The following is a 22,551-nucleotide window of genomic DNA, read 5'->3' on the forward strand; positions in this document are numbered from 1 at the left end:
CCCCGAGCCTCTAGCGAGAGCTCGTAGCGCCTCCAACCATGCAAAAGCGCCTATTGAACAGCTTTCGCCTGCTGAAGCTTAGCCCGCTCGGCCACGATCAGGAACGCCAGACCGATCCGGCCCGCAGGATCTCGGATACTGTTCGCCAGCGCGGTCAGGCGTTTAGGTCCGCCGCCCCGGCCGAACTCAACACGGGCCTGGTACATGACCTGTTGGCGGACGGCGGGGGTCAGGGCTCCCCAATGCTCGTAAGCGAGGCGCGTACGGCTCAGGAAGAGGCTTGTCTGGAGCGGCGCCACCGAGAGCGAATGATCGAGCGCGATATTGGCCGCCGCCACGTCGCCACGTTGAAACTGGACAGCCGCGAGCCTCAGCCACGCGCCGCCCGAGGCTGGCCGCATCGCCAACTCCCGCTGAGCGCGAGCCAACATCTGTTTCTGGGCGGCGGGGTCCTTGGTTTCACGCGCTAGACCCTTCTCGACACTCGCCGCCAAGACATCCGCAGACGCCGTCGGGATCCAAGCCATGTCGCCGCCAAAACGCGAGACCGCTAAGGGTGCGCTGAATAGAACAGACCCGGCGAGAACAACCCCGGCGAACGCGAAGCCCCCCCACTTCATGGTCGCTGGCGCCCGGCGCGACGGCGGCACGGCCGTGACGGCGCCAAGACCGACTGCGAACAGAGCCTGAAGGGCCGGTACTTGGGCCGCGAAGTCCGAGAGGCCGTGCAACAAGACCAGAAGGCCCGCCGCTACGGTGGCGCGCGCCATCGCTCCTGACGTGCCAGGCTTAAGGCCCTCTTGGACCGCGCGCCAAAGCGCGGCCAGCACCCAGACCCCCATCAAGGCGGCGGCGATGATCCCGCCCTCCTCAAGCCACTGAAGATAAAGGTTATGCGTCGCTCGTACGTCATAAAGGACGTTCAGCGTCTCGCTGGTCGTGATCAGTTGATTGACGGTTGGAAACGAGCCGAGGCCGAAACCGAACCACGGCGAGCCAAGAAACGCCTGCCAGTGCGCATCGAAGATGATCTGGCGCGAAGCCATGTCGTTTTCGAGGTTCTCTAGCCGGGCGGCCGCCAGATCGGCGCTCCGCATGGCCACGCCGACGACCACGAGCAGCGCCGCAGCGCCGCCGATGATCGCCATGGCTCTGACCTTTCGCCCTTGAGCCAGGACTTGCCAGGTCAGCAGAACCGCCAAGGCGATCACGCTGGAGAATAGGCCCGCGCGGGAGGCTGTCATCGTCAGGGCGACCGCGAACACGCCAGCCGCGCCCAAGGCCAAACTCGCATCCAGGCCTAGCCGCTCCAGACGAAGTGTTCCCCCGGCTCTCTGGATCGCTTGCGAGAAGAACGCCAAAGCAAACACCAGGCCAATGCCCATCAGCGTGGCCGCGCTATTGGGACTCAGCAAAGTCGCCGCCAGCCGCCCGCCCCTTCGCAGCGTGACATTATCAACTATGGCCAGGGCGGCGAATGCGCCCAGGGCCAGTAGAAGCCACCAGATCAAAGCGCGGCGACGAGTTTCAGACGCACCGATAATCCAGGCCGCGTTGAAGAGGCACGCCAGCCCGAGTAGCCGTAGTAGGTTCAGGATAAGGGCGGACCGGTCCACGGTGATAGAGCCGCCGCCTTGACCGATATAGGCCCAGACAGGATGGGGCCCACCGGGACCAAAGGGCGTTAAGGGCCAGGCCGCTCCGATCAGAACGGCCAGGAACAGAAGGCCAGGCCACGGGGAGGTCAGGATGTTGGGAACGCGCCGGGCCCAGCCACATGTCGCCAGCAGCACGAGAAGAAAGAGCGCCTGCAGAGCTCCGAACACGGCGGCGACCGCCACGTCGCTGGCGCCGAAAGCCGCGATCTCGGCCATGACCAAAGCAACGAGGGCGCCGATCGCGACGCCCTCGGAACCTTGCAGTTTTCGGGTTCTAGCGGCGCCGGGCGACGGCGAGACGCCCGGCTTCATTTTAGTCCGCATAATACTTTCGATAGTTGGCGTAATAGTAATAAGAGTCGCCGTAGCCGTAGCGAGACTGGGCCTTGAGGTCCATCTGGGTAAGGGCGACACCGGCGATAAACGCCCGCGTTCCCTGAAGAAGCGCCAGCGCCGATTGGACCGCCTTCACAGGCGTCTTCTTCCACCGGACCAGCATGACCACAGCGTCGGTATGCGGCGCGAGGATGCGGGTGTCAGCGATCGCCAGAAGCGGCGCCGTATCCAGCAGCACGATCTCATACCGGCTACGAAGCTCCTGCAGCAGACGGTGCATCGCCGCCGAGCCCAACACATCGCGCGGCGTGTAGGACGTCTTCGCAAGCGGCAGGATATGCGCGCCGCTCTCGTCGTCGACCAAGGCCTGCTCCAGGGTCGCAACGCCGTTCAGCACCTCCAACAGGCCCACCTTCGCCGGCTCCTTGAGGAACTGACTGATGGCGCTCTGACGCAGATCACAGTCGACGACAATGACCTTTGCGCCGGACGTCGCCAGCGTTCGAGCCAGCGAGAAGGTGGTGGTCGTTTTGCCTTCGCCCGGCAGGGACGATGTCACGGCGATCACCTTCACCGTTTCCCCAACCTTGGAGAACAGGATCGACGCCCGCAACTTCCGGAGGCTTTCAGCGAAGCTCGAAAGCGGCTTGGCCAACAGGTACTCCGGTGGCGTCACACCCCGCAGGGTCTTGGCGTCATCCACCGTCGTGTCCAGAGACGGAACCGCTCCCAGATAGGGCAGGCCCAGACGACGCTCGACCTCGTCCTCGGTGAACAGACCGGCCATCAGGATTTCGGCGAGAACGATCGAGGCGACGCCCGCGCCCAAGGCCAGAACCAGGCCAAGGGCAAGGTTCAAGGACGGCTTGGGATAGCTGGCGCGCGTCGGGATCTTGGCCGGCGACACGACGCGGGCGTCAGCCTGCTCGATGCCTTCCTGCGTGGTCGTCTGCTTGAAGCGCGAGAGCAGCGTCTCGTACAGCGTCTTGACCGACTGGGACTTGCGCTCCAGTTCCGCCAGACCAATCGTGGCGCGATTGTTACCAGCCAGCGTACCCTTGGATTGCGAAACGCTGGAGGCGACCGAGCCCGTCCGCTGACGCGCGACCTGAGCTTGAGCTTCCAGGTTCGAGATGATCCGACGGATTTCGGCTTGGATTTGAGTGTCGATGTCGGCGAGCTCGCGCTTGGCCTTCAGCAGATCAGGATGGCGGTCGCCGTACCGACCGCTGAGATCGGCCACTTGCGCGCTTTTTTCCGACCGCTGCTTGCGTAGCTGTTGGACAACCGGCGAATTGAGAGATTCGCCAACATCCTCGCCAGTGCTCCCGCGAGCCAACTGCTGGCGCGCAATCGACAGGCGAGCATCGGTTTCGGCCTGGGCTGCGCGGCTAAGCGCCAGTTGCTGGTTCAGCCCCGAGATTTCCTGCTCCGTAAGGGTCGCCCCCTCGGCGCTCAGCAGGTTGTTCGCGATCTTGTACTGCTGAACAGCGGCGTCAGCCTGCGCGACTTGGTCGCGGAGCTCGCCCACCCGTGTATCCAGCCATTCATTGGCCTTCTGGGTAGCGTCGAACTTAGCTTCAAGCTGTTCCGTCAGATAAAGATTGGCGAAGGCGTTCGCCAAATCCGCCGCGCGACGAGGATCGGTGTGCGTATACTCAATCGAGATCAGATACGTCAGGCCCGCCCGCCGCACCTTCAAACCACCAAGCACACTGTCAACGATCCGCTCGCGACGACGCTGTATCTCCACCGGATCGGTCACCGTCACCGGGGCGGCCGCCTTCTTGAGCGAAGAGAACCAAGCCGTCGCCCCCTTAGCCTGAGGCAGGTAAGGGTTGAAGTAAGGGTCTTCTTCGAGCTTCAGGTCCTTTACGACCCGCGCGGCCAGCGAGCGGGACTTGAGGACCTCAACCTCGGTGTCGACGACAGCCGAGTCCGCCGGCAGACCAGAGAGCACCGCGCTCATGTCGGTGACCTGCTCCTTGCGGACATCCAGCATCACTTGGGCGATCGCCGTGTAACGCGGAGTCTGCTGCAGGGTGAACAGAACGACCGCGGCGAAAACCACGACGCCCACTGCCGCGAACAGGCGGAATCGCCGCCTGAAAGTCGCGATCACGATGTTCAGATCAAAAGACAACGCTCCGGTGTCCTTCACCGGAGCGTTCGAAGTTTCATAACCGGAGCCGTCCATAACCACTCTCAGTAATCGGCATTGATTGCCGTTTCGTGGACGTTTTTCTTAGAACTGAAGCGCGACGGACGCGATCAGCTTGTTGTCCTTGAACGAAGCGCCAGCCTGGGCGCCCGACGAGTCCTGCTTGAGGTAGTTATAGGTCAGGAACAGGCCCACGCGGCGATTCAACAGGTAGGTCGCCGTCGCCGAGAAGTTGTCGCGCTTGTCGTCGCGATCAACGCCCTTGTAGTTGTCCTTGCCGTGCGAGTAGGCCGCAGACACCAAGACGTTACGCATCAGCTCGTGGTCAATCGACGCGCCGATGTTGTTCGAGATGTAACCCTGCGAATCCGCAGCCGTAGATTCCTCGATCGTCCGTGAGCCATTGACGCCAACTGTCGTCAGCTGGGTCGGGAACCATTCCACGCGCCCAACGGCATTGAGGCCGTCGATCTCGCCAAAGTTATCATAGGTCTGCTTCATGTAGCCGACCTGCACGTCACCGCGCACCAGCTCTGAGACGTCGAAGTTGGCGCCAACGCCAACGACATAACCGTCGGACGAGCGGTCAGAGGCGACGACATTGGTGTCGTAGTCCTTCTTGTTACCCGTCGCCGACAGATAGACAGCGGTATCCGGGCCGACAGCGTACTCGGCCTTACCGCCGTAGTAGAGCTCATTGCGGTCACGGAAGTCCTGATCGACAGTATCGGTACCGTCGCTCTGCGGAACATCCTTGTAGTTGAAGTCCTTGTCTTCGACGCGGCCGGTGACGCGAAGACGATTGAACTCCTTGGTCAGAACGATCGAGCCTTGGTTAAGATCATACTTCACCGGCTTGCCCGCCGCCGTGGGTGCATCGGGCGAGGTGCGCGGCTCAACCAAGTTTTGGGTTTGGGCCGAGCCGGTGATGTTAGAACCGCGCGCGATGTCCAACCGGCCATTCGCGGAGACCGTATACTCTTCCGCGTCTTCGGAACCGTTGTTCGAATAACGAATGAGATTACCGCCGGCGAACAGACCCAGCGCGTGACGCGACCAGTCCGAACGAACCGCCAACTCTGGCTTCACGCGCCAGATGGTGTCGTCGTCCTTGCCCGTCACTTCAGCGTAAATGTTGTCATTGTATTCGGCATCGACCGTGATCCGCGGATAAAGCGTGAAGCCGCCAGCCTTTTGCCCCGCCGCCTCATAGTCCGGGCGCGGGCGCTGACGAACGCTGACGTTCTTATCGCGCTTGAAGTTAGAGCCGAGATCTTGAGCCTGGACGGCCTGAGGCACAGTCAAGGCGATGCAGGCCATGGCGGCCGAGCACATTAGGAGTCGCATGTTTATCCCCACCAGAAGGTGGCGGCCGACGCACGTCGTGACGCGCCGGTCCGCCTCGAGACTATAGTTGTTTAGCCGCCGCAGTAGGCAGCAACCACGCCAGCGCACGGATCGAACGGCGCCGGCGTGACCGTCGTCGTACCACCGCCAGCGCCGGTCGCAGCGTCACCGCCCGTCGCCGTCGAAGCAGCGCCCTGAAGGCTGACCAGAACGCTGGGAGCGCCATCAGTCGTGGTCGCCGCCGTCGCTGTGACGGTCGCCGTCTGGCCCGTCGCGGCTAGCTGCTGCTGAACGGCCGGAGCCTCGGCGACTTGCTGAGCGATCTGCGGAGCGACCGCAGCGGCCACCTGGATCGCAACGCCAGCCGAGACCGTGCCGGACGAAACGGCTTGGATCAGAGCCGCAGCGATTGCCGCGGGAGAAGCGCCGCTAGCGGCGAGCGCGGACGCAACAGCTGCCTCAATGGCCGCGAGCTTCGCCGCAGACGACAGCGCGGCGAAACCAGGCTGCGAGGCGGCTTCCTGAGCGGCGGCTGCAATGGCGGACTGCAGCGAAGCGGCCGTGGGGGCCGCAGTTTGAGCCCAGACGTTGCCAGCGCCCATAGGCGCGAGCGCGACGGCCAAGCTGATAGCGATCGCTCGAACGCGATGAGAAGCCATGAATGCTCCCTCCAAATTAACGGCGTCCCTTTAGGACAATGTAAACGAATGCTCTAGCCCAGAACGCGTCCCCCGTCGATTTCTCGACAGGAGCGTTTCTCGGAGACCACACTTCCCGTGCAGATCACCGCGAAAAAGAACACGCGAACGAGCCTTAGACTAAGAATATGACGCGTCTCTCCGCCCCCGGCAGAACTATCAGACTTCGTCAGCAGCTCGTTAGCCTAAAAAAACCATGCGCGGCGTCGTAATGCAACGCCACGACTGGAAAATCCATAAAAAATGCCAAGAATCTGGACGCATTCGCGTATTAAGCGACCAATAGTTCGGTTAATCCGCACACGTTTTGGTTAAGATTAGGCAGCAACGGTGGTTAATTCCGCAACTTGCTGGCGCTGAACAAGGCAACCATACCAACCAAGGCCCGCATAAGTCTCATAGCCGGGCGTCAGGGCGTAGCCGACTGTGACTTCGCCATCAGCATAACTCCCCATGGGGCCCGCCGAGGTGTCGAGGGGGAATATTTCGCTAAGAACGCCTTGATTGTCGGAGGACGCCAGAACACGTCCCTTTTGATCGAGCAACATGACTCGGGAGCGCTGGCGCTCCTCGCTCGTGAGGCGAACACCGTCCACGACGGCCTGAGCCTGCGGGCGCCAATCGAAATGAACACCAAGGACCCCAAGCAGCTTGCCGCTGGACTCGCCGCCAGCGCGTATGGCCGTGGCGTAGGTGGCGACGGGGGCATCTGCGAGCGCCCGGCACCGCTCGATATCACACGCGACAAAGTCGTCGCCGCTGGCCGTGCGCAGCCCTTCTTGGAACCATCTTGCTTCCGCGACGGATTGCCCGACCACGTTGGGATAGCGCGTTGGGCGACCGTTCGCGATGACCCGACCCCGCGTGTCGCAGATCCATAGATCAAGATAGACAGTGTAGGCGTCGAGGATGACGCCTAGCCGCTCGCTCGCATAACGGCGCGTACCGTCGTCGTCCTGAGCGAGACAAGCGACAATGGCGGAATCCGTCGCCCACCAACGCACGTCGCAGGTGCGCTCGTAAAGATTGCGGTCGACGATCTCTATGGCGTTGAGCGCCAGATCCGCCAGCCTCTGCCCTCGCATGTGCGAAAGGATCGCTCCGCCGATCGCCGACAATTCATCGAGGTCTGCGCGAACCTGGCTCTCCAGCGCGGCCGCAACGGCGTCGATCTCGGTGGAGATCTTCTTGAACTCCTCGGCGACGATGGCGAAGCCTTTACCAGCCTCCCCCGCGCGGGCCGCTACGATTAGCGCATTGATCGAGAGCATCTTGGCCGCGCGGTTCACCCTCGCGATCTCGCCAATCTTCTCGCCCGCCACGCTCGAAAGCCGTTCGGACAAGTCCAGGATCCGTTCCGGACGAAAACTGGCGTCCTGTTCCATTACTGACGCGCCCCCACGCACGCTTAAGCGAATCACCTGCGCTCAGGAAGATGACGCTCTCGTCGTGGCGGCGCGACGATGTGGCAGACGCAATGCCCCTTCTTATCGCCTCAGGCATGCAAAAGCACCGGAGCGCCCCTAAAACGGGCGCCCGGCGCTCAGAAAACAATCGTTTGCGAGTAGCTAGACGTCGACCTCGGCGTCGAGCGCGTTCTCCTGGATGAACTCCCGACGCGGCTCAACAAGATCGCCCATTAGCCGGCTGAACATATCGTCAGCGTCATCGGCATGGTTGACACGGACCTGCAGCAAGGTGCGGGCCTCGACGTCCAGAGTGGTCTCCCACAGCTGTTCGGGGTTCATTTCGCCAAGGCCCTTGTAGCGCTGGATGGTCAAACCCTTGCGCCCAGCGTCCAGCACGGCGCTCACAAGATCCAGCGGCCCGCGGACCGTCGTTGACTTATCCTTCCGACGGAACACGGCGCGGCCCGAGAAGATTTCCGCCAGCTTGACGGCGCGTTCCGCGAGACGGCGAGCATCAGCAGCATGAAGCAGCACGTCGTCCAGCACCACCCGCTCGGACACGCCACGGCGCACCCGGCTGAACACAAAGCCCGTCTCACCGCGCTCCCCCGTCCAAGGACCGTCACCCTCTTCGGCGTAGAGGTCGAGGCGCTTGGCCGCCGCTGCGGGGTCAGGTTTTTCGCCGAACAGCCCAGCTAGCGCCGCCTGCTCAATGGCGGTGGCCGGCGCACGCGCCGCGAGGCGGTCGATATTGGCCTTTGCCGAGCGCGCGGTCTGGACAAGCGACAGTAGATCCTGGCCGATCAGACGCTCACCGGACGCCAGGTCGAGCTCGGCGCCGTCGACGCCTTCGTCCACCAGGAAGGCGTCCATCTCGGTGTCGTCCTTGAGGTAGCGAGAAGACTTGCCCTTGCTGGCCCTATAGAGCGGCGGCTGGGCGATGTAGATGTAGCCCCGCTCGATCAGCTCGGGCATCTGCCGGTAGAAGAAGGTCAAGAGCAAGGTGCGGATGTGGGCGCCGTCGACGTCGGCGTCGGTCATCAGCACGATCTTGTGGTAGCGCACCTTGTCCGGGTTGAAGTCGTCGCGGCCAATGCCGGCGCCCAGAGCGGTGATCAGCGTGCCGATCTGGTCGGACGACAGCATCTTGTCGAAGCGCGCTCGCTCGACGTTCAGAATCTTGCCGCGCAGGGGCAGGACAGCCTGATTGTCGCGATTGCGCGCCTGCTTGGCCGAGCCCCCGGCCGAGTCGCCCTCGACAATGAAGAGTTCGGACTTGGCGGGATCGCGCTCGGAACAGTCGGCCAACTTGCCGGGTAGAGAGGTAATGTCCAGCGCGCTCTTGCGGCGGGTCAGCTCACGCGCTTTACGGGCGGCTTCACGGGCGGCGGCGGCCTCGGCGATCTTGGATACGATAGCCCGAGCCTCGTTCGGGTGCTCCTCGAACCAGGTCGCCAAGCCTTCCTGAACCAGGCCCTCGACGGCGGGACGCACTTCGGACGAGACCAGCTTGTCCTTGGTCTGGGAGCTGAACTTCGGGTCCGGCACCTTGACCGACAGCACGCAGGTCAGGCCTTCCCGGGCGTCCTCGCCGCCCAGATTGACCTTTTCCTTCTTCAGGATGCCCGAGCTTTCGGCGTAGTTGGTGATGATCCGGGTCAGGGCCGCGCGGAAGGCCGAGAGGTGCGTGCCGCCGTCCCGCTGCGGGATGTTGTTGGTGAAGCACAGCATCTGCTCGTGGTAGCTGTCGTTCCACCACAGCGCGAGATCGACCTCGACCTTGTCCTTGAGGCCGCGAACCGAGATCGGGGCTTTGAGCAGCGGAGTCTTGGCCTTGTCGAGGTGGCGCACGAAGGCTTCGATGCCGCCATCGTAGTGGAGCTTTTCTTCCCACGGCTCGGCGTCGCGATGGTCCTTGAACCAGATCGTCACGCCCGAGTTCAGGAACGCTAGTTCACGCAGGCGGTGCTCCAGCGTCTTCCGGTCGAACTCGATGAACGCGAAAGTGTCCCTGGAGGGGAAGAAGGTGACTTCGGTGCCCGTCAGCGTCTCGCCCGCCTTCGGCCCTTCGGTCCGGACGGGCGAGTCGCCCGTAACCTTCAGAGATGTCACGGCGTCGCCGCGCTCGAAGCGCATCTGGTGGACCTTGCCGTTGCGGTGGATCAACAGCTCCAGCCAGTCCGACAGCGCGTTGACGACCGAGACGCCCACGCCGTGGAGGCCGCCGGAAACCTTGTAGCTGTTCTGGTCGAACTTACCGCCCGCGTGCAGCTGGGTCATGATGACCTCGGCCGCAGACACGCCTTCGCCCTCGTGCATGTCGACCGGGATGCCACGGCCATCGTCGGTGACCGTCACGGAGCCATCGGCGTTCAAGATCACCTGGACCTTGGTCGCATGACCGGCCAAGGCCTCGTCGATGGCGTTGTCGACCACCTCGTAGACCATGTGGTGCAGGCCTGAACCGTCGTCGGTGTCGCCGATGTACATGCCCGGGCGCTTGCGAACGGCGTCGAGGCCTTTCAGCACCTTGATCGAATCGGCGCCATACTGAGCAGCGGCTTCCTCGGTCGTCATTTCCGGGGTCGACTCTTCGGGAACTTGGTCTTCGGTGTTCTCGGTCATTCGTCTTCCAGGACGGTCAGGCCGGCGTCGCCCACGCGAACGCCTAGCGCCCGACCCTTGAGATGGTCGAACAGCGACTCGTCCGTGCCGGTGAGGAAGGCCTGGAGCTTGAGCGCCGTGAGTTCGTCAGCCAAAGCGGCTCGTCTGGCAAGATCGAGATGCGCGGCGACTTCGTCGAGCAATATTATAGGATTCGGCGCAGATTCCGCACGCGAAAGTCGCGCGGCTTGAGCCAAAACGAGGTTCAAAATCAGAGCTTTCTGCTCTCCTGTCGAGCATTCGGCTGCGGGGCGATCCTTCTCGACATGGAAGATGGCCAGGTCTCCCCGGTGGGGCCCTGTCAAGGCTCGCCCAGCGGCAGCGTCTCTCGCCCGCGCGGATAAGAAGGCGGCCGCCAGTTTCTCTTCGATTTCAGCGAAAGGCACGCCTTCCAGCGCAAGCTTTTCCCAGTCGCCGGTCAATGTCAGGCGAGCCTGAGGAAATGGGCGGTCACCACGTCCGTCGATCTCGGCCTGTAACGCTTGAAGCGTGCGAGCCCGGGCCTGCGCCATCAACGCGCCGCTCTCGGCAAGCCTGGCTTCCAGCGCGTTGAGCCAGGTAGCATCGGGCGACGCTCCGCGCTCGAACGCCTCGATCAGCAGGCGCATTCGTTCGCGTTGGGCCTTGTCATAGACATTAGCGTTCGCCGCGTGCGAAGGCTCGCCTGCGAAGACAAGTCGGTCAAAAAAGCGCCTGCGTTCCGACGCCGCTTCCAGGAAAAGGCGGTCCTGGGCTGGGGTGAGCCAGATGGGTCGGAGGTGATCGGCCAGGCGGCCGGGTGAGACGGTCTCGCCGTCGAGCCGCACCGTCCGACGGCTGGCCCCGCCCTGCTCCACGCCCGTTCCGATACGCAACGGCCCGTCCAGACCGCTCTCAACCTCCGCGGCGACGGCCCAAGGTCGGCCGGTCGCTTCACCGGGAAGCCGGCGCCCGACTTCGGTGAGACTGGCGCCGCGCAGACCCTTGCCGGGCGTCAGCAGGCTGATGGCTTCCAGCAGGTTCGTCTTGCCCGCCCCGTTAGGGCCAAACAAATAAACGCTGCGCCCCTCCGTCTCGAGGCGCGCGCGCTCGTAGGAACGAAAATCCGTGAGGGTCAGGGAAAGCAGTGCGGCCGACGCCATGCGGCGTTCTTAAGCGGTGTCGGCCGTCGCGGCTACTGGCGCGAAGGGCTCAACCCAGCTTGTAGCCGCAAAGCTTGTTGCCATCGAGATCGCGGAAATAGGCGAAATAGGCCTTAGGCATGCGCGCGCCGGGCGCACCCTCATCCTTGCCGCCCAGCTCGATCGCCTTCGCGTGGAAGGCGTCGACCTCCTCGATCGTGTCGAAAGCGAAGCCACCCATCATGCCGTTGCCGACACAGGCTGGATTGCCGTCATGCGGGCCAAGCACGCCAAACATGCAGCCATCGCCACGATAGAGGCGGCCGCCAGAAGGATGGTCGAACATGGGCTTGAAGCCGATCGAGGCCAGCAGAGCGTCGTAGAAGGCCTTGGCCTTCTCCAGATCGTTCGAACCGACCGTCACATAGTTCACCTTGGCCATGCGCCACCTCCCGTTTTCTTAGAAAACGGACCTTGACATGGCCTTGGCGCGATCGCAACCGGACGAACTAGTTGCTCAGGCCAAGGACCTTGCGCAGGAACTGCGTCTCCACCTCGCGGCGGCGGTCATTGTTGGCCTTTTTCAGGAAGCCGTGACCCTCGTCCTTGAACTGTACGTACCAGGTCTCAACGCCCTTCTCTCGCAGCTTGGCGACCACCTGGTCTGACTCGGACTTGGGCACACGCGGATCGTTCCACCCCTGCATGACCAGCATCGGCTTATTGATCTTGCCGACGTTGTTCAGCGGCGAGATCGTCTCGAAAGCCTTCAGCATCTTTGGATCGCGCTCGTCACCATATTCGGCGCGACGCAGGTCTCGGCGGTAGGCCTCGGTGTTCTGCAGAAACGAGACGAAGTTGCTAATGCCGTAGCGCTCGATACCCCCGGCCATGCGGTCGGAGTAGTGGGTCATCACGGCCAAGGACATGTAGCCGCCATACGACTGGCCGTAGACGACGACGCGGCTCGGATCGAGATCAGGTTGCGTCTTGATCCAGTCCAGCAGCGCACCGATGTCCTTGACCGAGTCCTCGCGCTTTTCGGCGTTGTCGAGGTTGTGGAAGGTTCGACCATAGCCGGTCGAGCCCCGGACATTGGTAACGATCACCGCCGCGCCCAGCTCGGCGACGCTGTGCTGATGGAAAGGGTTGAAGGTCGGCCGGGACTGCCCTTCTGGTCCACCATGGATATCGATGATCACCGGCGCCTTCTGGCCGGCCGAAAGCTTGGGCTTGTAGACAAAGGCCGGGATCGAGCGCTTGTCGAACGAGGGGTAGCGGATCAGTTCTGGCGTCGCGAGCGCCTTGGCGTCCAGACCGCCGAGCTCCGAGGTCGTCCAACGCTCCAACTTCCCGTCGTTCACGCCCCAGCTCCATGCGTCGCTGACGGAGGTCGGGGTCGCCAGGGTGAAGCCCAGTTGGCCACCATCCGATGAAAAGGCGAGGCCGCTGACGACGCCAGCGGGCAGCTCCGGCTGCGGCAGGGCGCGACGAGTGCGAAAGTCCTGCACCACAAGCTTCGAGTAGCCATCCTCGTTGACAACATAGGCGAGGACTTTTCCATCACCGGATAGCGCGAAGTCCTCGACATCCCACGACCGGTCACCGGAGACATTGACCTTGGCGCCGGTCGCCAGGTCGATCTGGACCAGGCGCAGGAAGTCAGAGCCTTCGTCGGACAGCAGCAGGACGGACTTGCCGTCGGGCGTGAACGCCCCGCCGTCATAGGCGATCCCAACCGCGCCCTTCTTGGACGGATTGAGTTCGGTCAGTTTGCCCGTGGCGACGTCCAACAGCCAACGCCTGGACTCCGAGATCGAGTAGTAACGGCCCAGCAGCAGGGTCCTGCCATCGGGCGAGACGGCCAGCGGCGAGACCTGCCCCTCGCCCTTGAAGACAATCTTGGTCGCGCCGGAAGCGTCTCGCATCAGCACGTCATAGTTCGCCGAGCCCTTGACCGCCCGCGACCAAACCAGGGTCGAACCATCCTTGGACCAGGCAGGCGAGCCGTTGCGGGCGCCGGGTTCGGTCAGCTGGACGGTCTTACCGTCCGGACCGCGCAGGAAGAGCTGGAACCACTCATCGCCGCCCGTGTCCTTGGAGAACAGGACTTCCCCGTTGGGCAGGACGTGGGGCGAGGACACCGGTTCGTCATAGAAGGTGATCTGACTGCGATCGGCGCCGGGCGCGCTGACCACGTGCAGCTGATTGGTATTGCCGAACCGCGTGGTGATGAGCATGCCGCCGCCTTGGAGCCAGTCGCCAAACGAGGCTGAACGCGCGTTCTGATAGCGGGCCAGGCTTTCCCGGATGGACGGCGCAGCGACCGGCACGTTCTCGAGGATCTGGTTGCCAATCTCACGCCGCTCCACCGCTTGCGAGAACGCCGGTGCGGCGGAGGCGAGCGCCAGGACGATGGCGGAGGCGGCGAGCAACTTCTTCATGCGAGACCCCGAACAGCAGAACGGGCGCCCAAAGCGCCCGCTCATTGAACTCGAAACAGGCCGCGGATCAGACCCGCAGCGGCATCAGGACGTACTTCACGCCCGGATCGACCGGATCGACCACCAGGGTCGGGCTGGCCGGGTCGGCGAAGCGGAACTCGGCCTGCGGGCCAGCGATCTGGCCGCAAACATCGAGCAGGTAGCGGGCGTTGAAGCCGATTTCGAAGGGCTCGCCGTCATAGTCGACCTCGACCTCCTCGACGGCCTGGCCGGCTTCCATGTTGCGGACGGTCAGGGTGATGCGGCCCGGCTCGACAGCCAGCTTCACCGAGCGGCTCTTCTCAGCCGAGATCGTGGCCACGCGGTCGACGGCCTTGGCGAAGAGGTCGTTGTCCAGCGTCAGGATCTTGGCGTTATCACGCGGGATAACCCGCATGTAGTCCGGGAAAGCGCCGTCGATGACCTTGGAGGTCAGGGCGGCCGCACCGAACTCGAAGCGCACCTTCTGGGGCGAGACCTGCAAGTCGACCGTTTCGCCAGCCGATTCCATCAGGCGACGCGCCTCGGCGATCGTCTTGCGCGGCACGATCACGCCTGGCAGGCCGACCGCGCCCTCGGGCGCCGGCATCTCGGCCAAAGCCAGGCGGTGGCCATCGGTGGCTACGGCGCGCAGCTTAGTCTCGCCGCCGTCGTTGACCGTGTGCAGATAGAGGCCGTTCAAATAGTAGCGGGTCTCTTCCGTCGAGATCGCGAAGCGGGTCTTGTCGATCAGGCGGATCAGCTCGTTGGTGTCCACCGCGATGCGGCTGGACAAGCCATCACTGCTCATCACCGGGAAGTCCCCCGCCGGCAGGACCGGCAGGTTGAAGCGCGAGCGGCCCGCCTGGATCACAAGGCGCGGATCATCGCCACTGAAGCTGAGAGAAACGTCAGCGCCGTCGGGCAGCTTGCGGACAATTTCATAGAGGGTGTGGGCCGGCGCCGTGATCTGGCCGGGGATGTCGATCTGGGCCAGGCCCTCGTCGATGATCTCCATATCCAGGTCGGTCGCCGAAAACGACAGCTGGTCGCGTTCCGCTGACAGCAGGATATTCGACAGGATCGGGATGGTGTTGCGACGCTCGACGACGCTCTGCACATGCCCCAGCGCCTTCAGGAGCGCCGCCCGTTCGATGGTAAGCTTCATAGTCCGGTCCAGCTGTAGGGTCCCGCCCCCGGGGAGAATCATTCCCCGCGGCCCCCGTGGAGAAGGGACCGCCGACATTAGCGAAATCACGCGCGCGGGGAAGAGGCCGGAGCCCTTGCGGCGTCGGAAATGGTCGCTATTTATTGAGAACAATTCTCAACTGGGAGCGCATTCATGCGCCTAGCCCTTAAGACCCTGACCTACGCCTCGATGCACCTAACGGTGGCGGTGGCCGTCGCCTACGCGTTGACCCGCGACTGGCGGGTGGCGCTGGCGGTCGGCCTAGTGGAGCCGATGGTCCAGACCGTCGCCTTCAGTATCCACGAACGACTATGGTCGCGCGCCGATCGTCGAGCGCGCGACCGGAGCGATCAGGCCTTGGCGTCGAACGTGCCGCCTGCGCCGTCGGCCTCGGCAGCGCCCGCATAGGGATTGGCGCCGGCCGCGCTGCTTTCAGGCGCGGCAGGACCAGTCGAGCCCTTCGCGGCCACGGCGACCATGGCTGGACGCACGAGGCGACCCATCAGCTCGTAGCCCGCTTGCAGCACGGCGACGACGCCGCCAGCGGCGACCTCATCCGAGGGCTGTTCCATCATCGCCTGATGCAGATGCGGGTCGAACTTCTCGCCCTTGGCGGGGTCAATTTTCTTTAGGCCGTTGCGCTCAAACGCCGTCAGAAGCTCCTTCTCGGTCATCTCGACGCCGATCACGAAGTTCTTCACGACCGGATCGGCCGAGTCTCGCGGACTGTGTGCCGTCGCCCGAGCCAGATTGTCGGCGGCGCCCAAGAGGTCGCGGGCGAATTTCTGAATCGCGTAGGCGCGCGCGTCGTTCATTTCGCGCTCGGCCCGGCGCTTGGTGTTCTCGGCCTCGGCGGCGTAGCGGAGGGCCTGCTCCTTCAGAGCAGTGATCTCGGCCTTAAGCGCCTCGATCTCTTGCGCGAGGTCTTCGGTCTCGAACGTCGTGTCTTCGGCCGGCGTTTGCTCGTCGGTCATCTCTTAAGGTCCTTATCCATCCATCATGCGTCCGAGCACCCGGGCGGTGTAGTCCACCAACGGGATAACACGGGCGTAGTTCAAGCGGGCGGGTCCGATCACGCCGATCGCACCCAGCACCTTCTGCCGGCCTGTCATATAGGGCGCCGCAATCACGGAGGAACCCGAAAGCGAAAACAGGCGCGTTTCAGCTCCGATATAGATGCGCACGCCTTCGGCGTCGCGGACATCGTCGAGCAGACCGATCAGCTGTCCCTTCTGCTCGAGATCGTCGAAGAGCTGGCGGACCCGGTCGATATCCTCGCGGGCCCGGGCGTCGGCGAGCAGGTTCGCTTGGCCTCGCACAATCAGCGAACGGGCGTCGCCCTCGCCGCCGCTCCAGGCCGCCAGGCCGTCCTCGACAAGGCGGGCGGCTGTTTCGTCCAGCTGGCGGCGCGCGAAATCCAGCTCGGCGCCCATTTCAACGCGCGCCTCGCTCAGGGTACGGCCACGCAGGCGCGCGTTGAGGAAGTTGCTCGCCTCTTGCAGTGCGGACGGCGTAACGCCCGGCGCCTGGCGCATCAGGCGGTTCTCGACCTGGCCGTCCTCGAACACCATGACCGCCAGCACCTGACCGCCGCCCAGCGGCACGAACTCCACATGCTTGACGCCGCCCTCCCGCACCGGCGTGACGACGATCCCGGCGCCGCCCGCCAGACCCGACAGCACGGCCGAAGCCTCGGCAAGCGCCTCCTCGAAGGAGCGCCCCTTGACCGCCAGCCGCGCCTCGATGGCCTGTTTCTCGGCCTCGGCGATGTCGCCAACCTCCAGGAAACCGTCGACGAACATCCGCAGACCAGCATGAGTCGGCATACGGCCGGCGCTGGTGTGAGGTGCGTCAAGTAGCCCTAACTGCGCCAGGTCCTGCATGGTGTTGCGGATCGAGGCGGGCGACAGCGCCACCCCGCCCTTTGAAATGGTGCGCGATCCCACCGGCTCGCCGGTCTCGAGATAGGACTCCACCACCCGCCGAAAAATATCGCGGGCGCGGGCGTCTAGCTCGGCAAGTCCTGGGGCGCGGACAATCGCTCCTGGAAACAACTGCGTCATGTCGACGTCATCCTGAGCGTTTCGTCTTGATTCGTGTCGTTTGGGACCCGGTGGGCGAACAAAAGCAGTCAGCCTCTTTCAAGTTCCGCTGCCAATAGGATAAGCGGCCCCATCGACCTATTCAAACCCCGGAGTTTCCTATGCGTCCGTCCGAACGCGCCCCCGACCAGATGCGCGCCGTCACGCTGGAAACCGGCGTCAATCGTTATGCTGAAGGCTCGTGTCTGATCTCCTTCGGCCATACCAAGGTGCTGGTCACCGCGACCGTCGAGGAAAGCCTACCCGGCTGGTTGCGCAACAAGGGTCAGGGCTGGGTCACCGCCGAGTACGGCATGCTCCCGCGCGCCACCCACAGCCGGGGCCGCCGCGAAGCCGCTGCAGGTAAGCAGAGTGGCCGCACCCAGGAAATCCAGCGCTTGATCGGCCGCTCACTGCGCGCTGTGGTCGACCTCAAGGCCCTCGGCGAGCGCCAGATCACGCTAGACTGCGATGTCGTGCAGGCTGACGGCGGCACGCGCACCGCCTCAATCACCGGCGCCTGGGTGGCCCTGCGCCTAGCGACCAAGTATCTGCTGGACGAAGGCGTTCTGAGAACGGACCCGATCGTGGGCCAGGTCGCGGCCGTCTCGTGCGGCGTTTTCAAAGATACGCCCGTCCTAGACCTCGACTACGAAGAAGATTCCAGCGCCGAAGCCGACAGCAACTTCGTGTTGACTAACGCTGGTGACATCGTGGAGATCCAGGCCACCGGCGAGAAGCGCGGCTTCACCCGCGCCGAATTCGAATCCCTATTCGGCCTGGCTGAAAAGGGCATTGGCGAGCTCTTCGCTCTACAGCGCGCGGCGATCGGGGGCTAAGACCCCTCTTGTCGGGGGCGGCCGCAGGACCCAGATTCGAACCCTGTAGATCAGGAGTTCAGTGTGCCCTCCCCGTTCGAAGGTTACGAAGTCGAAGCGCGTCTGCGTCCATCGGCAGAAGCCTATCGGTTCGACCTTGACCAAGCGCTGGCCAGCGTCGTGGCGCTGGAGGCCAAGGTCCCTTCAGACGCCTATACGGCCGCGATCCTGGGGACCGAACGCGTGGGTAACGGCGTCGTGGTCGGTCCCTCGGGCCTGGTGCTGACCATGGCCTATCTGATCACCGAGGCCGAAGAGGTCGTACTGACCCGCAATGACGGCCGCCGCGTTCCAGCCCACCTCCTGGGCCTGGACGCTCGCTCGGGCCTTGGCCTCGTCCAGGCGCTGGAGCCTCTGGACCTGCCAGTCATCACATTGGGCAGCGCCAAAGACCTCGAAGCCGGCGCGCCGGTCATCGCGGCCGGCGCGGGTGGTCGAGCCCACGCAGCCGTCAGCAAGGTTCTGGCTCGCATCCCGTTCGCCGGTTACTGGGAGTACCTGCTGGACGAGGCCATCATCACCGCCCCCGCCCATCCGCACTGGAGCGGCGCGGCCCTCATTGGTCCAAAGGGCGATTTGGTGGGTCTGGGCTCCCTGACGCTGGAAGGCCGCGACCAGAACGGCGAGACCCGACCGCTCAACATGTTCGTGCCGGCGGAGCTGCTTCCGCCGATCCTGGACGACCTAGCGCGGGGCAAATCTCCGCATCCGCCCCGGCCCTGGCTGGGGATTTTCGCGCAGGAGATGGAGAACCACGTCGTCGTCGTGGGCACCTCGCCCAAGGGTCCCGCCGCCCGGGCCGAGATCAGACCTGGAGACCTGATTTTGGCCGTCGACGGCAGACCGGTCTCTGACCTGTCGGAGTTCTACGGGGCGATGTGGAGCCTGGGCGAAGCGGGGGCGACGGTGCCGCTCAAGATTTTGCGTGAAGGCGACGCCTTTGAGGTCGAGGTCCGCTCCATGGACCGCAACACGCTCCTGAAGAAGCGGCGCTTGAACTAGTCCTCGTCATAGCCGCCAGGCGGGCCGCTCTCAAACGTCAGCAGATCGCCCGGTTGGCATTGCAGCTCGCGACAGAGCGCGTCGAGCGTCGAAAAGCGCACCGCCCGCGCCTTGCCGGTCTTCAGGATCGAGAGGTTGGCGATCGTCACGCCGACGCGATCGGATAGTTCCGTCAGCGACATGCGGCGGTCCAGCAGAACGCGGTCGAGGTTCACGCGAACGGGCATAGAGAGATCGCTCCAGGTCAGATCGTCAGTTCGGCTTCGCGACGAAGACGCGCGCCTTCGCGGAACACTTCGGCCAGGACAAAAACCACCAGAACCGCGAACCACGCGGTCAAGGTGAAGCTGTCGTCGATGACCTCGGCCTTGGGGGCAAGCCAGCGCGCCATTCCCGAGAAGACGTAGCGGCCAACCTCAAGCCCCGCGAGCACCAGGCCAATCAGGCGCAGGCGCACGACATTGTCGGGATGAAAGGGATCCCCGGCGGTCAGAGTCGCGAAGATTTTGCGAAGGCGCTCAACGATCACCATCCAGCCACCCAGCAATAGGGCGAAGGCAGCCAGCGCACCCGCAAGCAAGGGGCCATCGCGGCTGATCACCTCGACCGCGTCGCTGATCGGCAAAATCGAGGCCAGGAGTTCGGGATTGAAGCTGAACAGCAGGGCGACCAGCGTGAACAGCGACAAGAGACTGACGAAAATCCACAGCCCGACGTAGATGACGTCGAGGATGATCTTCAGGAAACTCGAAACGGAGCCTGGCCCCAAGGCGCGCATGGCTGCTCCCCGACAGCGACGCTGAACAATACGCCCCACGTCGCGGGAGGCGTCAAATGGCGACCCTCGCCCCGAAACCGGCCCTAGAGGCTCTGCGCCACGAACGCCACGGCCGAGACCGGCACGGCCACGATCAAGGCGGCCGTAATGGCGGTCATGACAAGCTTGTCGGCGATGTGGAACAGGCGGGCGGCGGACATCGGATTTCCCGGTTCAAGAGGGTGTGGAAATCTGCCGAGAGTTCGGCGGTCTCCACGCTCAACACATAGGGCCCGATTTGCGTTCCGCCAATCGCGATTATCGAAAAACGATATTAAACCTTGGTAATGATGGAAAGCGGCAGAGCGATGTTTCCCTAAGGTCACACTCAACCAGCGCTGGGGTCGCTGGCGATCATTGAACCACGCTTGGAAACCGCCTCGAACCATGCGGCGAGGACGGGCCGTCCAGTCCGCCAGTCCACAACCTTGCGCGCGTCCAGATAGCCCAGTTGCGCGGCGACAGCGATCTCGCCGATCGCAAAGCGTTCGACCGACAGCCCCGCGCCCTCGAACAGGTCGAGCGCGGCCTCGATGGCCTTCAGTTGGCGATCGAACACGTCCTGGCGATGCTCGCCCCCGGGTCGCATACGCTCGCGGACGACCAACAGGGCTGCGTCACCCAGGCCATCGGCGGCGGCTTCAAGCTTCAGGGCGCGGTGACGTTCGGGTTGGGAGGCAGGTATCAGGCGGGGCTCGGCGAGACCATCGAGATAGTCGCAGATGACCGCCGAGTCGTAGACTGCCTCGCCACCGTCGGTGACCAGAGTCGGGATCTTGTTGAGCGGGTTCAGGGCGCGGACAACCTCGTCCTGGTACGGAGCGGCAGGTTCCAGACCGATACGCTCAGCGAGACCTTTTTCGAGAGCCAGGACACGAACCTTGCGCGCAAAAGGCGACAGGGCGGAGTAAAGGAGCCGCATCGACGTGATTTCCTTGGCTGACCGGAGAGACGAATGGCGCTGAAGCTTGAGATGGGAGCGAAGCTTGTGGCCGCCACCCACAATCCTGGCAAGGTCCCCGAGATCATGGCCCTTCTGGATGGTCGCTTCGAAATCGTCACCGCCGGTCAGCTGGGCTTGCCTGAGCCGGACGAGACCGAAAGCACCTTTGTCGGCAACGCCCTCTTGAAGGCCCGCCATGCCGCCGATCGCTCGGGACTCGTCGCCTTGGCCGACGACTCCGGCCTGTCGGTCGCGGCGCTTGACGGCTCTCCTGGCGTCTACTCGGCCCGCTGGGCGGGCCCGGGCAAGGACTTCGCTGCGGCCATGCGCAAGGTAGAGGAACGACTGGAAGAGACCGGTTCGGACGATCGCTCGGCCTGGTTCACCTCGGCCCTGGCCGTAGCCTGGCCCCACGGGCCAGCGGTTGTGGTCGAGGGGCGCATCGACGGGACCCTGACCTTCCCGCCGCGCGGCGATCGGGGCTTCGGCTACGATCCGATCTTCGTTCCGGAAGGTCATACGACGACCTTCGGTGAGATGGAGCCCGCGGCGAAGGACGCCATGAGCCACCGCGCCCGCGCCTTCGCCAAGCTGAAGGCGGCTCTGTTTGAGTGATCTCGCCCCGCTGGGCGTCTACGTGCACTGGCCCTATTGCGCGCGCATTTGCCCTTACTGCGACTTCAACGTCGTGCGCGATCGCGGGCGGAGCCAGGAGCAGGCAGCGCTGGCCGACGCCATCGTCGCCGACTTGGAGGCCCAGCGCGCGCTGACAGGCGAGCGAAGCGTGCTGTCGATCTTCTTCGGCGGAGGAACCCCATCGCTGATGGATCCCGCCCAGGTCGCGCGGGTCATAGAGACGGCAAGGCGCCTCTGGTCGCCCGCTAGCGACCTGGAGATCAGCCTCGAAGCCAATCCGACCGACGCCGAGGCCGATCGCTTCGCGGCCTTGGCCGATGCTGGCGTCCAGCGACTTTCCCTGGGCGTCCAAGCGCTGGACGACGAGGCCTTGAAGATGCTTGGGCGAAACCACGACGCTGGAGCGGCTCGGCGGGCCATGTCTGCGGCCGCCCGGGCCTTTCCAAGACTCTCGATCGACCTCATCTACGCCCGACCCGGCCAGACGGACACCGCGTGGCGGTCCGAACTGGCCGAGGCCCTGACGGCGGGCCCCGAGCACATCTCGCCCTATCAGCTGACCATCGAAGCGGGGACTGCCTTCGACCGCGCGGTCGGGCGGGGAACGCTGAAGGTCCCGGACGAAGACCTTGCCGCCACGCTCTTCGAGACGACCCAGGAAGTCCTCGAAGGGGCTGGCTTCGACGCCTACGAGGTGTCGAACCACGCTCGGGGCGAGGCGGCGCGGTCCCGGCACAATCTCGTCTACTGGCGGGGAGTGGACTACGTCGGCGTCGGTCCCGGAGCCCACGGGCGGCTCGCTCTGCCCGAAGGGCGCGCGGCCACCACCGCGCATCGCGCCATCACCGACTACATCGCCGCCGTCCAGGAAACGGGTCTTGGCTTCACGCGAGAAATACTGACGCCCGAGGAGGCCGCCGAGGAGCGCTTGGTGCTGGGCCTCCGAATCGACGCAGGCGTGACGTTCGTCGAACTGGCCCCTCTGGGTCTATCATCGGCCCAGCCCAAGGTCCGCGACCTCATCGAAGCAGGCCTGCTGGTCGACGATCCCAATCGTTTGCGGGCGACCCGCGCGGGACGCCTGGTTCTGGATCGGCTGACAGGCATGCTCGCGACCTGATATGAGTATGGCCCGCGAGGGTTTAGCGCGGGCAAGCGATACCAACTAAG

Annotated in this window: 21 protein-coding genes; 5 read left to right on the forward strand and 16 right to left on the reverse strand. The window is 64.1% G+C overall.

Translation table 11 applies throughout. The features are described 5' to 3' along the window. Window positions 1-50: 50 nt before the first annotated feature. From CSW59_RS11640 to dnaN, 10 genes are all read right to left on the reverse strand, one after another. Window positions 51-1,982, reverse strand: a complete 1,932-nt coding sequence (locus CSW59_RS11640; RefSeq protein ID WP_099444186.1) for an O-antigen ligase family protein — start codon at window positions 1,980-1,982, stop codon at window positions 51-53. After that, entirely contained in the window at window positions 1,972-4,191 is a 2,220-nt protein-coding gene (locus tag CSW59_RS11645) for a polysaccharide biosynthesis tyrosine autokinase (RefSeq protein WP_099444187.1), read from the reverse strand. Before CSW59_RS11645 ends, CSW59_RS11640 begins: the two co-directional genes overlap by 11 nt. A gap of 48 nt (window positions 4,192-4,239) precedes the next feature. Continuing rightward, entirely contained in the window at window positions 4,240-5,502 is a 1,263-nt protein-coding gene (locus tag CSW59_RS11650; protein WP_099444188.1) for an outer membrane beta-barrel protein, read from the reverse strand. A 71-nt stretch (window positions 5,503-5,573) separates the two neighbouring features. Then, on the reverse strand, window positions 5,574-6,176 hold the full coding sequence (locus CSW59_RS11655; protein ID WP_099444189.1) for a hypothetical protein: 603 nt from the start codon (window positions 6,174-6,176) through the stop codon (window positions 5,574-5,576). Window positions 6,177-6,517: 341 nt separating this feature from the next. Continuing rightward, window positions 6,518-7,585 (reverse strand): methyl-accepting chemotaxis protein, encoded by a 1,068-nt coding sequence (locus CSW59_RS11660; RefSeq protein ID WP_099444190.1) that lies wholly within the window; start codon window positions 7,583-7,585, stop codon window positions 6,518-6,520. 183 nt (window positions 7,586-7,768) lie between these two features. Next, complete coding sequence (gene gyrB / locus CSW59_RS11665; RefSeq protein ID WP_201722784.1) at window positions 7,769-10,234, reverse strand: DNA topoisomerase (ATP-hydrolyzing) subunit B; 2,466 nt, start codon at window positions 10,232-10,234, stop codon at window positions 7,769-7,771. Further along, window positions 10,231-11,394 carry a DNA replication/repair protein RecF gene (gene recF, locus CSW59_RS11670; RefSeq protein WP_099444191.1) on the reverse strand — a complete coding sequence of 388 codons (1,164 nt, stop codon included), beginning with the start codon at window positions 11,392-11,394 and terminating at the stop codon, window positions 10,231-10,233. The genes gyrB and recF overlap by 4 nt, the downstream gene beginning before the upstream one ends. A 49-nt stretch (window positions 11,395-11,443) precedes the next feature. Then, complete coding sequence (locus CSW59_RS11675; RefSeq protein ID WP_099444192.1) at window positions 11,444-11,815, reverse strand: VOC family protein; 372 nt, start codon at window positions 11,813-11,815, stop codon at window positions 11,444-11,446. Between the two features lie 67 nt (window positions 11,816-11,882). Then, entirely contained in the window at window positions 11,883-13,817 is a 1,935-nt protein-coding gene (locus CSW59_RS11680) for a S9 family peptidase (protein WP_099444193.1), read from the reverse strand. 67 nt (window positions 13,818-13,884) lie between these two features. Beyond that, window positions 13,885-15,003, reverse strand: a complete 1,119-nt coding sequence (gene dnaN / locus CSW59_RS11685; protein WP_099444194.1) for a DNA polymerase III subunit beta — start codon at window positions 15,001-15,003, stop codon at window positions 13,885-13,887. Between the two features lie 174 nt (window positions 15,004-15,177). Between dnaN and CSW59_RS11690 the strand changes: the two genes are divergently transcribed. After that, complete coding sequence (locus tag CSW59_RS11690) at window positions 15,178-15,432, forward strand: DUF2061 domain-containing protein (protein ID WP_099444195.1); 255 nt, start codon at window positions 15,178-15,180, stop codon at window positions 15,430-15,432. Here CSW59_RS11690 and grpE read toward each other — a convergent pair. Further along, a complete protein-coding gene (gene grpE, locus CSW59_RS11695) occupies window positions 15,375-15,998 on the reverse strand; it encodes a nucleotide exchange factor GrpE (protein WP_099444196.1) in 624 nt (207 codons plus the stop codon). The genes CSW59_RS11690 and grpE overlap by 58 nt on opposite strands. Window positions 15,999-16,010: 12 nt before the next feature. Beyond that, on the reverse strand, window positions 16,011-17,087 hold the full coding sequence (hrcA, locus tag CSW59_RS11700; protein WP_099444197.1) for a heat-inducible transcriptional repressor HrcA: 1,077 nt from the start codon (window positions 17,085-17,087) through the stop codon (window positions 16,011-16,013). Window positions 17,088-17,227: 140 nt separating this feature from the next. Here hrcA and rph point away from each other — a divergent pair, with 140 nt between their 5' ends. Then, window positions 17,228-17,944 carry a ribonuclease PH gene (rph, locus tag CSW59_RS11705; protein WP_099444198.1) on the forward strand — a complete coding sequence of 239 codons (717 nt, stop codon included), beginning with the start codon at window positions 17,228-17,230 and terminating at the stop codon, window positions 17,942-17,944. A gap of 63 nt (window positions 17,945-18,007) precedes the next feature. Further along, on the forward strand, window positions 18,008-18,985 hold the full coding sequence (locus CSW59_RS11710) for a S1C family serine protease (protein WP_099444199.1): 978 nt from the start codon (window positions 18,008-18,010) through the stop codon (window positions 18,983-18,985). Here CSW59_RS11710 and CSW59_RS11715 read toward each other — a convergent pair. The 4 genes from CSW59_RS11715 to CSW59_RS11730 all read right to left on the reverse strand — a co-directional run bounded on the left by CSW59_RS11715 (window position 18,982) and on the right by CSW59_RS11730 (window position 20,724). Further along, window positions 18,982-19,212 (reverse strand): helix-turn-helix transcriptional regulator, encoded by a 231-nt coding sequence (locus CSW59_RS11715; RefSeq protein ID WP_099444200.1) that lies wholly within the window; start codon window positions 19,210-19,212, stop codon window positions 18,982-18,984. The genes CSW59_RS11710 and CSW59_RS11715 overlap by 4 nt on opposite strands. A 17-nt stretch (window positions 19,213-19,229) precedes the next feature. Further along, window positions 19,230-19,763, reverse strand: a complete 534-nt coding sequence (locus CSW59_RS11720) for a DUF2975 domain-containing protein (protein ID WP_099444201.1) — start codon at window positions 19,761-19,763, stop codon at window positions 19,230-19,232. Between the two features lie 83 nt (window positions 19,764-19,846). Beyond that, window positions 19,847-19,963, reverse strand: a complete 117-nt coding sequence (locus CSW59_RS11725; protein ID WP_099444202.1) for a hypothetical protein — start codon at window positions 19,961-19,963, stop codon at window positions 19,847-19,849. Window positions 19,964-20,130: 167 nt separating this feature from the next. Then, the gene (locus CSW59_RS11730; protein WP_099444203.1) at window positions 20,131-20,724 is read right to left on the reverse strand and encodes a glutathione S-transferase family protein; all 594 of its coding nucleotides are present in this window, start codon (window positions 20,722-20,724) and stop codon (window positions 20,131-20,133) included. Between the two features lie 33 nt (window positions 20,725-20,757). On the opposite strand from CSW59_RS11730, the gene rdgB reads away from it, so the two are divergent. Both rdgB and hemW read left to right on the forward strand, forming a co-directional pair. Continuing rightward, window positions 20,758-21,360, forward strand: coding sequence for an RdgB/HAM1 family non-canonical purine NTP pyrophosphatase (gene rdgB / locus CSW59_RS11735; RefSeq protein ID WP_099444204.1), 603 nt, complete (start codon window positions 20,758-20,760; stop codon window positions 21,358-21,360). Next, a complete protein-coding gene (gene hemW, locus CSW59_RS11740) occupies window positions 21,353-22,501 on the forward strand; it encodes a radical SAM family heme chaperone HemW (protein WP_099444205.1) in 1,149 nt (382 codons plus the stop codon). Before rdgB ends, hemW begins: the two co-directional genes overlap by 8 nt. Window positions 22,502-22,551 lie beyond the last annotated feature (50 nt).

Source organism: Caulobacter sp. BP25 (assembly GCF_002737755.1).
Classification (GTDB): domain Bacteria; phylum Pseudomonadota; class Alphaproteobacteria; order Caulobacterales; family Caulobacteraceae; genus Caulobacter.